General features: G+C 59.4%; 8 protein-coding genes and 1 tRNA gene. 6 read left to right on the top strand and 3 right to left on the bottom strand.

The genetic code is table 11. From position 1 onward, the window contains the following. Positions 1-104 precede the first annotated feature (104 nt). A complete protein-coding gene (locus tag PSV43_RS21640) occupies positions 105-617 on the bottom strand; it encodes a gluconokinase (protein WP_300202607.1) in 513 nt (170 codons plus the stop codon). Positions 618-683: 66 nt separating this feature from the next. Between PSV43_RS21640 and PSV43_RS21645 the strand changes: the two genes are divergently transcribed. The 5 genes from PSV43_RS21645 to ptsP all read left to right on the top strand — a co-directional run bounded on the left by PSV43_RS21645 (position 684) and on the right by ptsP (position 7,013). Further along, on the top strand, positions 684-1,349 hold the full coding sequence (locus PSV43_RS21645) for a DUF1080 domain-containing protein (RefSeq protein ID WP_300202610.1): 666 nt from the start codon (positions 684-686) through the stop codon (positions 1,347-1,349). After that, entirely contained in the window at positions 1,349-2,989 is a 1,641-nt protein-coding gene (locus PSV43_RS21650) for an alpha/beta fold hydrolase (RefSeq protein WP_300202614.1), read from the top strand. The genes PSV43_RS21645 and PSV43_RS21650 overlap by 1 nt, the downstream gene beginning before the upstream one ends. Before the next feature lie 150 nt (positions 2,990-3,139). Next, the gene (locus PSV43_RS21655) at positions 3,140-4,222 is read left to right on the top strand and encodes a sialidase (protein ID WP_300202617.1); all 1,083 of its coding nucleotides are present in this window, start codon (positions 3,140-3,142) and stop codon (positions 4,220-4,222) included. Between the two features lie 129 nt (positions 4,223-4,351). Next, complete coding sequence (locus tag PSV43_RS21660) at positions 4,352-5,200, top strand: tetratricopeptide repeat protein (RefSeq protein ID WP_300202620.1); 849 nt, start codon at positions 4,352-4,354, stop codon at positions 5,198-5,200. Positions 5,201-5,252: 52 nt separating this feature from the next. Beyond that, positions 5,253-7,013, top strand: coding sequence for a phosphoenolpyruvate--protein phosphotransferase (gene ptsP / locus PSV43_RS21665; RefSeq protein WP_300202622.1), 1,761 nt, complete (start codon positions 5,253-5,255; stop codon positions 7,011-7,013). A gap of 82 nt (positions 7,014-7,095) precedes the next feature. On the opposite strand, the gene PSV43_RS21670 is transcribed toward ptsP, so the two are convergent. Next, positions 7,096-7,839, bottom strand: coding sequence for a hypothetical protein (locus PSV43_RS21670; protein WP_300202624.1), 744 nt, complete (start codon positions 7,837-7,839; stop codon positions 7,096-7,098). Positions 7,840-8,143: 304 nt separating this feature from the next. Between PSV43_RS21670 and PSV43_RS21675 the strand changes: the two genes are divergently transcribed. Beyond that, positions 8,144-8,217: transfer RNA gene (locus PSV43_RS21675), tRNA-Gln, on the top strand. Positions 8,218-8,265: 48 nt separating this feature from the next. On the opposite strand, the gene PSV43_RS21680 is transcribed toward PSV43_RS21675, so the two are convergent. Then, the gene (locus PSV43_RS21680; protein WP_300202626.1) at positions 8,266-14,868 is read right to left on the bottom strand and encodes an Ig-like domain-containing protein; all 6,603 of its coding nucleotides are present in this window, start codon (positions 14,866-14,868) and stop codon (positions 8,266-8,268) included. Positions 14,869-14,890 lie beyond the last annotated feature (22 nt).

The following is a 14,890-nucleotide window of genomic DNA, read 5'->3' on the forward strand; positions in this document are numbered from 1 at the left end:
GAGATCCAGCGCCCGCGCAGAATCCCAGTCGCGGCAGAGCAATGCCACCGCTTGCTCCAACACCGGTGCCTCCCATCCCCAGAACAGCCGCTGAATCGCGTCACTCATACGCGCTCTAATTTCAGGATGATGTCGTTCACGATCTCCTCGGGAGTTTGGTCAATGGAAACACGGATGATGTCGGGCGTCGGGTCCAGCGTGGAGAGCTGGCTGTCCAGCAGGGTAGGCGGCATGAAGTGTCCTTTGCGCCCGGCAAGGCGAGAGGCGATGAGTTCCTTCGTGCCGTCCAGCAGCACAAAGCGCAGCGTTTCCGGGTGATCATGCGCACGCAGTTTGTCACGATAGATCGGCTTCAGCGCGGAGCAGGCGAGCACGTAGTTCGGTGTGAGGTGGCGCATGTCCTCGATGCGCTGGCGCAGCGTCGCATACCAGGGCCAGCGGTCATCGTCATTCAGCGGTGTGCCGGCGGACATCTTGTCCTTGTTGGCTGGCGGGTGAAAATCGTCGCCGTCTTCGAAGACACCTTCGAGTTTGGCCGCCAGCATGCTGCCAATGAGGGATTTACCGCTGCCGGAAACGCCCATGATGATGATGGTTTTTAGATCGGGGTGGAGCATGGGTGAAGGTGTTTTTTGTGAAGCTTGACCGTGGGGCCTGCCACGCTGAGGGTGAGTGCTGAAGCCATGAAATTTCCAATCCTGACCGCTCTTATGGTGCTCGGCACCGTCTTTGCCACCGCTGAAGACAAACCTGCCCCAGCCAAGCCGGAGGCTGCCAAGGAGATCATGCTCTTTAATGGCAAATCGCTCGACGACTGGGAGTCCGTGGACGTCGGCGGCAGTGGGGTGGTGGAACTGGAGGGTGGTCTCATGATCATCAATCAGGGAGAGAATGTGAGCGGTGCCATTTACAAGAAAGCAGCCGCATTGCCAACGACCAACTACGAGATCACGCTGGATGCCAAGCGGATTCAGGGAGTCGATTTCTTCGTCGGCCTCACTTTTCCCGTCGGCGATCTGAAACACTGCGCCACGCTGATCTGCGGCGGCTGGGGCGGCAGCGTCACCGGCATCTCCTGCATCGACGGCATGGATGCCTCCGACAACAACACCTCCACCTATCAGCGCTACAAGGATGACGAATGGTATGCCATCAAGCTCCGAGTCACCTCGAAAAACATCAGCGTATGGCTGGGTGACAAGCAGGTCGTCGATGAGGACATCGAAGGCAAAAAAATCAGCGTGCGTACCGGCCCAATCGAAAGCTACCTGCCGCTCTCCCTGACGACCTTCAACACCATGGCGGCGATTCGTAACGTCAAGCTGACTCCGATCACAGAGTCGAAGTGATGCTGTCCACGCCTGCGCTGCGCTTGGTTGCTCTAGTATTTTGCGGAGTTCTGACCTCCTGCCACTCAGTGCTGCGCGTGGAAGTGACCCGTGCCGAAACGGAGCTCAGCGCACGCGAGAAGCGGCACATGGCTGCACTGTTGGATGAAGTGGCTGCCGGCTGGGAGGGTATGCACCAGGGCAAGGCCTCCGCACGGCAGGCCGCAGAGGATCGGTATGAGAATGCGCTCGCCAAGTTTCTGCGTGAATGGGACGCGCATCAATGTCCACGCTACTGGCAGAGCGGCACCGACTTCACCTCCAAGCGGGATACATTTCAGCTCGAACTGGCCACGGAGACCCGCCCCAAATATGAGGTGTCACCCACGCAGATCGATCAGATCTTACTCGCGTCGCGCAAGAGATCGCATGGGGACGACACCCTCTCAGAGCGGCCCGGCGTAGGCGTGCCGCTCGTCGGTCGCATCTACCGCACGAATGCGACTCGCAAAGAGCAGCCCTTCCTACCGCCAAACGGCGGCAACCTCACACTGACCGCTGTGATGGAGGTGGATGACGATGACGCCGATCCCGCCACGCCGCGCCGCTGTCGTCTGCATTTGCACAATGCCCTCAACGTGGAGACCGTGAAACTGCACAGTGATGAGCGCCTGCTGGCGGCCAACTTCACCGCAGCCAAGGATCGCGCCCTGTCAAAAAAATCACTCCGCCTTTTTTCGTGGCTGGGATTGTTCTACCCCGAACGCACGCTGGGAGACAGCCATCTCTACTGCATGGACGGCTATGATCCGCAGCGCATTCCCGTCGTCTTTGTACATGGCCTCATGTCTGACCCACACATCTGGCTGAATGCGGTCAATGCCATCAGCTCAGACCCCGAACTGCGCGCGAAATATCAGCCTTGGTACTTCCTGTATCCCACTGGCATGGGCGTGCCACAGACCTCCGCACGCCTGCGTGCCTCCCTGCAGCAGGCCCGCGATTACTTTGACCCTGATCACAACGACCCCGGCATGAAACGCATGGTGGTCGTGGGCCACAGCATGGGCGGACTGCTCAGCCGCATGCAGGCCATCGATCCCAAAGACAAGCTGTGGGACGCCATGTTTCGCAAGCCGCCAGAGCTGCTCAACGTCTCCGAGCCTGTGCGTGAGCGCCTGGTCAGCACGCTCAAATTCAAGCCCCAGCCCGAAGTGAAGCGCCTGGTATTCATCGCCACGCCGCAAAGAGGCAGCAATCTCGCCTCCAACAATATCGTGCGCCGTCTCGCCTCCTTCATTCGTTTGCCGGTGGACACAGTGCTGATGTCAAAGCAACTCCTCACCGGCAACACCGACGCACTCTCGCCGCAGATTCGCAACTGGGGTCTCTTCGCCTTTCTCAGCGTCGGCACGCTTTCCAATGAGCATCCCTTCTTTCAGGGCCTGAACGCCGTGCCCATTCCCGTGCCCTACCACTCCATCATCGGACAGCTCGGTCATAAACCCCTGCTCGACAGCTCCGATGGCGCCGTCCCCTACTGGAGCGCCCATCTCGCGGGCGCGAAGTCCGAAAAAGTCGTCCCTAGCTGGCACAGTTGCGTCGAGCGCCCTGAAGTCGTCAAGGAAGTCGTCCGCATCCTCCACGAGCATCTAAAGTAAAGCGAAGGCATGGCGCGCCTTCGTTCATATTTCAGGTCCGTCATTTTTTTCAGGATCGGCTTTGCGCTTTTTTGCGGCCATGCATTTCCGTCAAAACTGACTTGCCCGCACGGAAACACCGCAAACGCACGTTCATAAAGAATCAACCTCATGAAACTTTCGCTCCTTCTCGGTCTTCTTGCCTCAGCTCTCATCGCCCATGCCGATGAACTTCCCTTCACTCAAGTCCCCGCCGAATTCGCCGGCAAGTTCTCGCCGGGAAAATCACCCCTCATATTCAATGACGGCCACCCAGTCAAGACCGCCGAAGACTGGCAAAAACGCCGCGCTGAAATCCTCGCCGACTGGCACGGCATCATGGGCGCATGGCCAGCGGTCATCGACCATCCCAAGATCGAAGTGCTCGAAACCAAACAGCGGGAAGGGGGCATCACCCAGCGCAAAATCCGCATCGAAATCGCCCCCGGCCAAACAGGCGATGGCTACCTCCTCCTCCCCGCGAACGAGGGCAAGCGCCCCGCCGTTTTCGTCCCCTTCTACGATCCCGAAACCTGCGTCGGCCTGAGCGGGAAGCCACAGCGCGACTTCGCGTGGCAGCTCGCTCGTCGCGGCTTCATCACCCTCTCCATCGGCTCCCCCGGTGGCGATGCACGCAAGCCCGTCCTCAGCACCGCCGCCAAGTGCCAGCCGCTCTCCTACCTCGGCTACATCAGCGCCAACATGTGGCAGGCGCTCGCCTCGCTGCCGGAAGTCGATGCCGCACGCATCGGCATCGTCGGCCATTCCTACGGCGGCAAATGGTCCCTCTTTGGCTCCTGCCTTTGGGACAAATATGCCTGCGCCGTGTGGAGCGATCCCGGCATCGTCTTTGATGAAACACGCGGCAGCATCAACTACCAGGAACCCTGGTACATCGGCCTCGATCCCGCTCTCACCCGCAAGTCTGGCCTCGTCACCCCTGAGAACCCCCGCACCGGCCCCTACAAAACTCTCATCGAGCAAGGCCATGATCTCCAGGAACTCGAAGCCCTCATGGCTCCTCGCCCCTTCCTCGTCTCCGGCGGAGCCGAAGATCCACCCAAACGTTGGACGGTGCTCAATCACGCCATCGCCGTGAATCAGCTCCTCGGCACCACCAGCCGCGTGGCCATGACCAACCGCGAAAAGCACGACCCCAACGAGGAATCCAACGAGCAAATCTACCGCTTCTTCGAATACTGGCTCAAACCGTGAGCAGGGGCTGCTGCTGGACCGTTTAGGCTGCCCGAGTTTTGTGCATTGGGACAAACGCGGCACTTGACGGGGGGCGGCTGTGTCCACGAAGGTACGTCCCCACCAAACCGACCGCTTTTTGTCGAGATCATGCCCGAAAACATTTCTTCAACTGCCACTGCCGATTCTGTCACCCAAGCCGCTCGTAAGGCGGTGGAGGTTCAGCGTGAAGCCGTGAGAGATTTTCCAGGTAAGGCACCCGGACTCGTCCGCGCCCTCCTGGCACTGGGAGATGCGCAACGTGATGCAGGAGACACCACCGCCGCTGAGGCCGCTTATCTTGAGGCCCTGGAAGCGGGCAAAGAACTGGAACTGCCGACGGATGTCATGGCCAACGTGCGGACAAACCTCGCCACGCTGCTGGATTTCAACGGCCGGGAGGCGGAGTCGCTCTCCTATTATGAAGAGGCGATCAGCAACCACGAAGCTCTCGGCGGTGAAAACGTCGAAGTTGCTGCCCAGTTGCGCAACAACCTCGCCATGACCTACAAGTGCATGGACAAGTTTGCGCTGGCGGAGCAGCACTACCTCCGTGCCCTGGAGACGCTGGAAAACAAGCGCGGGCGCAATTCGGAGTCCGTGGCCTGTGTTTTCAATAACCTGGGCAGCCTCTACTACGCGGCAGGATTCCCAGATCAGGCCAAGGAAATGTTTGAGGATGGTTTGCAGATCCGCATCGAAGTGCTCGGCGAGAACCACCGGGATGTGGCCCAGTCCCTGTGCAATCTGGCCACGGCATGCCATGAATTGAAGGATAATTCAGCCTCCCAGCAGCACTTTGAAAAAAGCCTGCGCATCCTGGAGTCGCAGTTGCCCCAGGAGGAACGCAGCTATGAGGCGATCGGTGCCGACTACGTCGCCATGCTCGAAATCATTGGCGAGGAAGGCAAGGCCGCAGCCCTGAAAAAGCGCATGGAAAAGGTGCTGTCGGTAGTTTGATGCACTGTCGCATTTGCTAAACGCATTGTCCGCATGAAAGGTGGGCGCGGAAATGAGTTCTTCACACCCTTTGCAAGAAAAAACCTGGATCGGCACCGCCGTGTCCCAAGGGGTTGCGCATGCGGTGGTGCATGTGCTTAAGGATCACTTTGATGAGCCGGACGAAGACACCATCGAACCCGGCACGGAGGCCCACCAAATGGAGCGCCTGCATGCCGCGCTCGCCGTCACCGCCAGAGAGATCGAGGCACTCCAGCGCGTCATGGCCGGGGAGCACGGCAGCTCCGAGAGCGAAATTTTTGAGACACATCTTCTGATCCTGCAGGATTCGACGATTCTAAAGCAGACGGAAAAAACCGTGCGCGAGCAGCAGGTCTGCGTGGACTGGGCCTACTACAAGCTCATGTGCAAGCACATGGACGCCCTGCGCGGCCTTTCGGACACCTATTTGCGCGAACGCTTTCTGGACGTGAAGGATGTGACCCATCGCGTGATGCGCCATCTGCGCGGAGAGCTGCTGGACCACCCCATGTTTGACGAGCCGGTGATCGTGGTGGCGCATGATCTCACACCTTCTGACACCGTGCAGCTGGACCGCAGCAAGGTGCTCGGCTTTGCCTTGGAAACAGGCAGCGCCGTATCCCATGCGGCCATCATCGCCCGCTCCCTGGCTTTGCCGGCGGTGGTCAGGCTGCATGGCATCTGCGAGGACTTGCACAGCGGTGACACCGTTCTGCTCGATGGTGAAGGCGGACTGCTCATTCAAAATCCCAGCGCCGAAACTCTGGCGCGCTACCGTCTGCGGGAAGAGCAGGCCGAACGGCGCGAAGACGTGTTTCAAATGGAGCGGCACCAGCCCTCCCTCACGCGTTGCGGCACGGCGATCTGCGTGGGCGCGAATGCGGAGTTCATCGAGGAAATGAAGATCGTGGCGGACAGTGGCGCCGAGGAGGTGGGGCTGTTCCGTACTGAATTTTTGCATCTTGAGAATCCGGACGCCACGGAAGACCAACTCGCCACGGCGTACGGCAAAGTGATAAAGTCACAAGCCCCGAAGCGTGTGGTATTCCGCACCCTGGATCTCGGCGGCGACAAGGTGGATGAGCGTCTCTCCGTGGATCCCGAGCCCAATCCATTCCTTGGCTGGCGTGGCATACGGCTGTCTTTGGGCCGGCTGGATTTATTCAAGCGGCAGCTGCGTGCGCTGCTGCGCGCTGCCGTTCATGGGCGGGTTGGCATCATGTTCCCCATGGTGTCCGGCGTGCAAGAGGTGCTGGAGGCGAAGGCCGTGCTCAACGACTGCGCAGATGAACTCACGGCAGAAGGCATTGATGTACCGGACGAAATCGAAATCGGTGCCATGATTGAGATTCCCAGTGCCGCGCTGACGGCAGATTTGATTGCGGCGGAAGTCGATTTCCTCAGTCTGGGGACGAATGACCTGACTCAGTACACGATCGCGGTGGACCGGCTTAACGATCGGGTGGCCAAATTATACCAGACCACCCATCCCGCCGTTCTGCGACTGATTTCCATGTCGGTCAAGGCCGCGCGCACTGCGGGCATCCGCGTCGGCATGTGTGGCGAGATGGCGTCCGATCTGGCACTGACTCCTTTGATGATCGGCCTGGGCCTGAATGAACTCAGTGTGGCCACCACACAAATCGCACGCGTGAAGTATGCAGTGCGGCGTTTGGAAGTGCAGGAGTGTGAAGCTCTGGCCCAAGCCGTCCAGGCATGCTCCTGCCCGACTGAGATACGCGCTCTCAGCCGGGCCGTGGCAGATCGGAACTATCCCGAATTGTTCGAGTAACTCCTGCTGGAACTGACGGTTGTTAGCGGTGGACTGGAAACAATCGTCAACCAAGGTTCAGCCACCGCAAACTCCGCCTTCCTCAGGCGGCAAGTTTCGTCTTCACCTTGCGCACCGCCTTGACAGGTTTCGGAGCCATCGTAGGGCGGAAGGCGTCACCAAACAGATACTGGCGGGCGCTGTCCACCTGGCCCATGACGCGCCGCTGCCATTTGGTGTATTCTTTACCCAGGCGTTCTTCGGCATCCTCCCGTTGCAGTGCGCTGTCGAGGCTCATGCGCTCAGTACTTAATTCGGCCTGAAAGTTGATTTCCGGGATGTGCAGTTCCACGGCTTCAAACATGTCCATCACCCGCGCCGCATAGCTGGTATCCCAGACTTTGTCGTCTTCGTCGTAGCAGCTCGTCACAAGGTGGGCGATCAGGTACTCAGCGTTGTCGGAGTAAACTTCCGCTGCGTCGATGACCGAATCAAAACTCTCATGATCGGCCGTCACCGGGAGGACCACTGACAGGGCCACTCCCGCTGCTTGCAGAATCTGGTCCATTTCACAGCCTTGGTAGAACTTGTTGAAGAATTCCCCGAGGCCCGTGCTCACGTCCAAAATCGTCAGCGGGGAGGCATCCACATGTGCGAGGAATGATCGCGGCGTCAGTGAACTGGCATCCAAAGCGGTGCCCCCGGAGGCCGTGTAGGTTTCCTCTTCGGTGAGGGAGAGAAGTTGATGGGAGACACCATACTGCTGGAGATAGCGGTGGAAGCAGAGCGCCAGGGTGCTCTTGCCGGTGCCAGGATAATCGTTTTGGATAAGGATGAGCTTCTTCATAATGATCTTCTTAAATTGCCCGACCATTATGCTAATTATAATATTTATTGCAAGAATAAATATTTCATACTTCCATAATTTCAATGTCTGTGAGTGCGCGAAACACGACAGGCATGAGGAAAATCAAGGCTCGCAGCGCTATATCTCATTGCTGAAACCGGTCAAAAAAAGAGGGATCACACCGGTCTGACCCACATGTTACCGCATGAAATACGTCCCAATTCGCATGCAAACGCCAAATTCAGCCTCAAGCGGCTCTTGCACAGCGAAAAGGAAGCTCTAATATCGCTCTCGGAGCACATCCTACCCCGTGGTGTAATGGTAACACAGGAGATTTTGATTCTCTCGTTCAAGGTTCGAATCCTTGCGGGGTAACCACGGCAAATACGGTGACATCTGCTTTTCACTGTCCCTTTATCCGTCAATTCACGGCGCAGGCATCACCCACACACTGGTGGAAGTACTACGACGGATGAGGAAAGAAGCCTTCGCCGCCTCGAGTGGCAGCAGATCGTTTTGCGAGCGCAGGGTGGCATCGCGGTTGGACACCCAGCCTCCGAGGATTCTGGCACTTTGGAAAAACCAAAATCCATCGTAACCGCTGGCCCCTGGCTGGCTGTCGCCTTTCCAAAACTGCAGGGCATCGGCCGTGCTCGGACTCGTGGTGCCGGTAAACGTCGCGGCACTCGTCATGTTCAGACCCGTGGGAGTCGCATTCAGGGGCCACGGATTGGCAAACAGGCTTGAACCCGGTGCCACCTGCCGGGCAAAGGGCGTAGTCCGGACCTGACCGGTCATGACCAGCGTGCGGGATGCCGGGCTGCTGCTTTTCAGCATCACACCCGTGCCGGGCGGAATGGGAAGGGAATCGGCGTTCGCCAGCGTGGTGTCACCCGCAGCAGTCCATTGATTGCGCGCACCCGATTGCAGCAGCCAGTATGGGCGGAAACCATTCGCGCTCAGAAACTGCACCTGATCAGTGGTTGTAGGATTGTTGGAACCCCGCAGGACGCTTTTGTCAAACACCTGCCCCAGGGTCACATGCTTGCGCACCGCGATGCGTGTCCCGGCGATATCGGCTGGCAGTTCGGCCATCGTGTTGCTGGTGGATTCGCTGTCGATCACGAGCACCCGGTCGCCCACATGGGCGAGATCCCAATGATGTCCTGCAGACGCGCCGTCGGTGATCTCCACATAGTAGCGCGCATCCGCATCCACCACCCCCGGCAGATACGAGGCATCGCTGAGGTAAAGGGCCGTTCCGTTGGCAGAATGTGCGTAGCCGGTGAAAATAGGTGAGTTCACCACATTCACGCCCACGGTCTGCGTGCCACTCTGGCTGGTCCACTGCTGCCAGGCAAAAGGGGCGGTGGCTGCCGTATCACCCGTGGTCGTGTGCCGCACTTTCAGACGCACCATGCCTAGGCCAAGACTCTGTCCTGCCGCCATATCCAGATTTTTCCAGCGCAGCGTTTCGGTGCCATCACCGTTGTCACTGACCGCCGCAGTGAGGGCGAGCGGTGTCCATGTTTTCAAATCCGCACTGCTTTCTAGCAGCCAGTTCAAATCGCTCATGCCCTGCGGGCGCACCACACTGGCACTGACGTGACCATTCTGCGTGTCCAGCCGCAGCACATCACCTGAGTTGATGCCACTTCCCGCACTGCCGCCCAGCGCATACTCCAGCAGGTCCGGCAGATCATCACCGTCTGCATTCGTGCTGGCAGTGGTCTGGGGGCCGTTGCTGCGCCCGCTCGCAATCCATGCAGCGAATGTGGAAGGGTAGGGGGCTGCAGGCTGGCCCGTGGCATTAATCATGAGGCGGTCGGCAGGGATCACTTCCAGCGCCTGACTCGGACTGGCCCACTGCAGACGCACCACGGCATCGCCATCATTCGCACAGAACTCCAGGCGGATCGTCGCAGGCACTCCTGCCTGCAACTCGATTTCAGCAGTGTTGGTTTCTTCCGCATGCTTGTTCCAGTGGTTGATGAGCAGTTGCCCGTTCACCCACAGCCGCACGCCATTGTCGCTCGTGGTGGCAAATGAGTAGCGTTCGCTATGGCGCGGCATCACGGCACCCTGCCAGCGCACGCTGAAATTGTCTGCTGCCAGGCGTGTGTCGGGTGCGGCCGCATCCCAGCGGAAATCAATGCTGCGGTCGATGCGGGTGAAGCGGAGTTGATCGAAGTTGATCCCTGCAAAGTACTCTGCCGCAAGTCCGTGCGGTGTTGCCTGCGGCATGCTGCTGACGCTCGTAATATCGATGGAGTTCAATGCGGTGGCACGATCAGCCGCGCGACCATTGTCGAGCGTGAGGAAGCCATCCGCGACCATTACGCGCAGAGATTTTACCTGAAACGCACCAGCGGCACAGGCGGTGGCGCTCCAGATAGAAATGCCTTCCACGTTCAGCGTGTTGGTGCTCGCGGTGGTGGCATCTCCCACACTGAGCGTGAGGTCATACTCACCATTCGGCACGGCGATCTCCCATTTCGCTCCAGCCTGCATGCGGATGTAAGTATCCTGCCGCTGCTCAGTCACAGCGTTGCGGTCACGCCCTTGCGCTCTGTGGTCATTGTTCCATCCGAAACTGAGTCCATTCCGTTTGCCAAAGACAGACCCAGTATCCGCGCAGTAGTCATTCGGTGTCGGTGCACCGGCATTTTGAAAATTGATCTTCGCCGTCAGCGGCGCGGGTGGATCAAACTCGATGATGAGCACGTTTGAAGCACGGTTTCCCTGCGCAGCATTGGCAGGCAGGCGCACGCTCACATCACCCGCGTTGGAGGGTGTTATCGTGGCGATCCACAGTGAGCCGCTGCCGCTGAGGCCGATCACTCGGCCATTAGTGACGATGAAATCGTCTGCACTGACTTCCGTGATGGCTTCACTGAACTGCGCGTTCACCATCAAGCTGCCAGGGACTGCCGTAAGCACCACCTCAGGTCCAGTCTCTGCGAGTGGGCTGCAGTGCACGCTCAAGATATCCGAGATCGCATTGGCCGAAAACTGAATCGTGACCACGCCATTCGCCTCTGGCATAACTGACACAACATACTCGGCACCTCCGCCGCTAAGAGCCGTCGCACGGCCATGGGTGACGCTGAAATCATTCAAGGAGACGCCGGTGACGTCCTCACTAAAAGTCACCGCGACATCGAAGGCACCGCTCACCTCCGCCGATGCTGTGGCGAGTGTTGCCGTCGGCTGCTCGTTGTTCACCGGAGCAAACGTGACTCTTAAAACATTGGACGCGAGGCTGCCATTCTCAGCGGCATCCACGACTGCTTCAGCCGGCAGTTTTACCGTCACCTCACCTGTGGCTGTTGGGTGGATGGTGATGCTGTAGCTCGCCCCACTGCCCGTGAGATTACCTGCACTGCCGTTGGCCACCATGAAATCAGCCACGCTCAATCCGCTGATCGTTTCGCTGGCGCTGAGGTTGACCTCGAAGGAGGAACTCACGGTGTCTGCTGGGGTGGCCAGTGTGATCACCGGCGCTATCAGATCGCCGGTGTTCGTAAGATTGACCACGTTGGAGGCGAGGTTGCCCAGCCCGGTGGAATCGAGCATCACATTCGCGGCGATAGCGATGCTCACGCTGGCCGCCGTGGGCTCCACATAAAAACTGAAGGCCGTGCCGGACCTGATGAAACCACGCAGCGTGCCGCCCGTGATGCTGATGTCGCTGGCGGTGAATCCGCTGGCTGCCTCGCTCAAAAAGCCGATCACGGGAAACGCAGCATTCACGTTGCTGCTGGCTGTGGCCAGTACCACACTCAAAGGTGAGGCTGCATGCACGACTGAGTCGTCAATTTGAGAGAGGAAAGCCACGACTTTAGACATCTCATGGTCGGTAAGCCGTACGCCCTGATGGGCGCGCACCGCATCGGCAAGAGTCGCAGCACTGCCATCGTGCAAATACGGTGCTGTGCTCCAGAGTCCGCGCAGCGTTGGCACATCCAGGCCCGGAATGGGGCCGTTCAGCCGCTGTCCGCTGGAGGGTTTGATCGTGCCGATGTTCGCGAACACATTAAGCGCGCTGTTGGTGAAGCGTGTGCCGCCATGGCAGGCCGCGCAGTTCTTCGCACGGAAGATCTGCTGGCCTGACAACGCATCGGCTGTGAGCTGGCTATTGCTGCCACGGTTCGGGCTGATGCCCGCAGTGCTCAGCGACTTCACATAGGCCGCCAGTGCATCGAGATCGGCGTTCACACCCGCCTTCGCATCGCCCAGCGCCTGGTCACGCGTTCCGGTATGAAAGTCGGCGTCACTCATCAGACCTTGCCCGTCGGAAAAGTTGCGGATCTGGCCTTCAAAATCCTGAATCTCATCGAAGTTTCCAGTCCAGTGTGGTGGGCCGTGCGTGCCATGGCCGCGCAGGGAGATGTTGTTACGCAGCCCTTCGCCGAAGCTGGTGAAATCCCACACCCGTCCATCCTGATCACCATCGTTGTGGCAGGAGGCGCAGCTAATGTACTGTTGCAGTGCCAGGCGCTGATCGCGTGAATCGTAAAAGAACTGTTTTCCCTTCAGCACAGTTGCGATCAACTTTTCCTTGTTGATGCAGTTCAGCAGCGCGGTCTGCTGCGGCGTATTCTCCGCGCCATTGAGCAGGGCGCTCACATCATGCACCGTCACGCTGCGGTCCATGAAATTGTGTACATACACCGTGCGTCCATCCGGCGATGTCACCACACCCTGCGGTGCGCGCCCCGCAGTGAAGCGTAGCAGCTCACGCTGGTTCCATGCATCCACCACCGCCACTTCACGGCTGCCTTCCAGCGCGGTGAACACATACATGCCGGTGGGATCATACGCAGCGGTGCTGGCAATGCCCGCATCGTTGAAATCAATGCGTGCCGCGAAGTCCTCGTTCTCACTTCTCAGATCAATGCGTGACGTGATGCTGCGCACAGCGCTGTCATGCGTGAGCGGTTTGCCATCGCGCATCATGCCGCGTTTGATGTTGTCCTTCTTCGACGGCACCCACGCGTTCGTGCCATCCGGGCTGAGCACCGCAGGGCCGAGATAATTGGGGATGCCGCGCCCGGCGATGGAGCTGTCCGCCTCATCGCTGTGGGCGAGAATGATCGTGCGCGTGACGGTCATGCTCGCTGCATCAATCACGCGGACCTCACCGCCAAACTTCGTGTCGCCATCCTGCGTGATCACGTTGGCCGTTTCCTCGCCCGGCAGATGCGGTGTGATGAAGCGCGTGGCAAACACCTTGCGACCATCCGCACTGACGGACAAATGCCGCACGCTGCTGCCGACCTTCGCCGAGCCCTTGATCTGAGTGGTCGCTGCGGGATTGAGCTTCAGCACCACGCCGCTGTCCTGCAGCGACACATAGGCGGCTGTGCCGGCGGGATCAAACACGATGGCAAACGGGCGCGAGCCGCGCGGCAGGGCAATCGTCTGCACCACGCTGAGATTCGCGTCGATGATGGCGATGTTCCCGCTTTCACTGTTCACCACCCAAGCCCGGCCATCGGGCGCGATGGCGACACTGCGCGGTCCTCTGCCGGTGTTGATGATGCCGCTGCGTACGCGTGTCACCGCATCAAAAATGGTGACGCTGTCCTGATCCGGATTCACCACCCATAGCCTCGCATTGGCACCGCTGCGCACCTGATAGGCAATGCTGCTGGAAACGGTGGGGCGCTTCGGCGTGAGCGGCGCATGCACCGCCTGATGAAAACTCGTTGTGACCAGACTGCCCGTGTCATCGCGTGCGGTGAGGGTGACCAGATAGCGTCCGGGTGCGGCATACGTTTTACGGATCGTCGTACTGCTGCTGAAGTCAGAGGGCTCTGTGCCATCACCAAAATCCCATTGGAATTCGGGGTGGGTACTGCCCGTGGCGGACGTGGAAAAATCAAAGGCGTTACCGACCTGCTCGGGCGCATGCGTCAATGCTGCGACCACCAGATCGGAATGCACCGTCCAGGGGATCGTGACCGACGCCGGCTCAAGGATGGAATCCTTAACGGTGACAGTCACACTGTAGCGGCCGATGCAGCTTGGCGTGCCTGAGATGAGACCGGAGATGGGATCAAGCACGAGTCCATGGGGCAGGCCACTCGCTGAGTACACTCTTGAAGCCGGACTGTAGCCATAAGCTTTCATGCTGACGCCGATAGCCGATTTGCCCACGGTGCTGAATTGAGCGCCAGGGTTGCTGATCGCGTCCGTAAGCGTGGCATCCACCAGCACGGTTTTGGAAATCGAATACGGACCTTTGGGCGAGATGGCAAACAGCATCCAGTGGCCCGGTGTCAGCACATTCACATTCGCGGGCGCATGCACCACATAAGTGCCGGGTGTGGGTTCGGTGAACGAAAGTTCCATGAAGCGCAGATCACTCGTGACGCTGTGTGTCAGTGAGGCCAGCTTGATGAAGGTGAAGCGCTTCATGCCCGCCGTGGCGCGTACGCTGAACGCCATGCCCGGGCCGATGACCTCCGGCGTTTCGGTGATCTCCGGGCGAGTCGCCGGCGTACCGTTGGCCTTGAAAAGCACCGGTGGGGTGAAGATCTGCGCATCCTGATGGTCGGTGGGGCTGCTGCTCAGTCCGCCACCACCCGACCACACTCGGCCATCGGGGAGCAGGATCGCCAGCGAGTGGTAATTGCGCGGCACCTGCATCTCGGCGGCAATGCGCCAGCGCCCGCTCGTGGGATTCCAGATTTCCGGGATCAGCACACTGCCGTCGTCGTTGAATTTTTGCTGCGAGGTGTTGCCGCCAATGGCCATCACTTCGCCCGTGGGCAGGATCACACCATTGGCAAAGGTGCGCGCGTATTTCAGGCTGCTGGTCTGCGTGACGGTGGGGACGCTGCCGTTGATGTCCACCACGTAAGCGAGATTCGTGGTGACACCTCCCAGCGTGCGGCCTGCGGACTGCAGAATCTTGCCGGGGCCAAACATCACCATCGCGCCATCCTTCGGGTAGTAGCCCCCAGGAATCTGGGTGCCGGTGTTGATGAGTTGGCCGTTTCCCGTGGTGTCCACCCAGTGCATGCTGCGCGTCGGTCCGGTATGC

It is taken from the genome of Prosthecobacter sp. (assembly GCF_029946185.1).
Classification (GTDB): domain Bacteria; phylum Verrucomicrobiota; class Verrucomicrobiia; order Verrucomicrobiales; family Verrucomicrobiaceae; genus Prosthecobacter.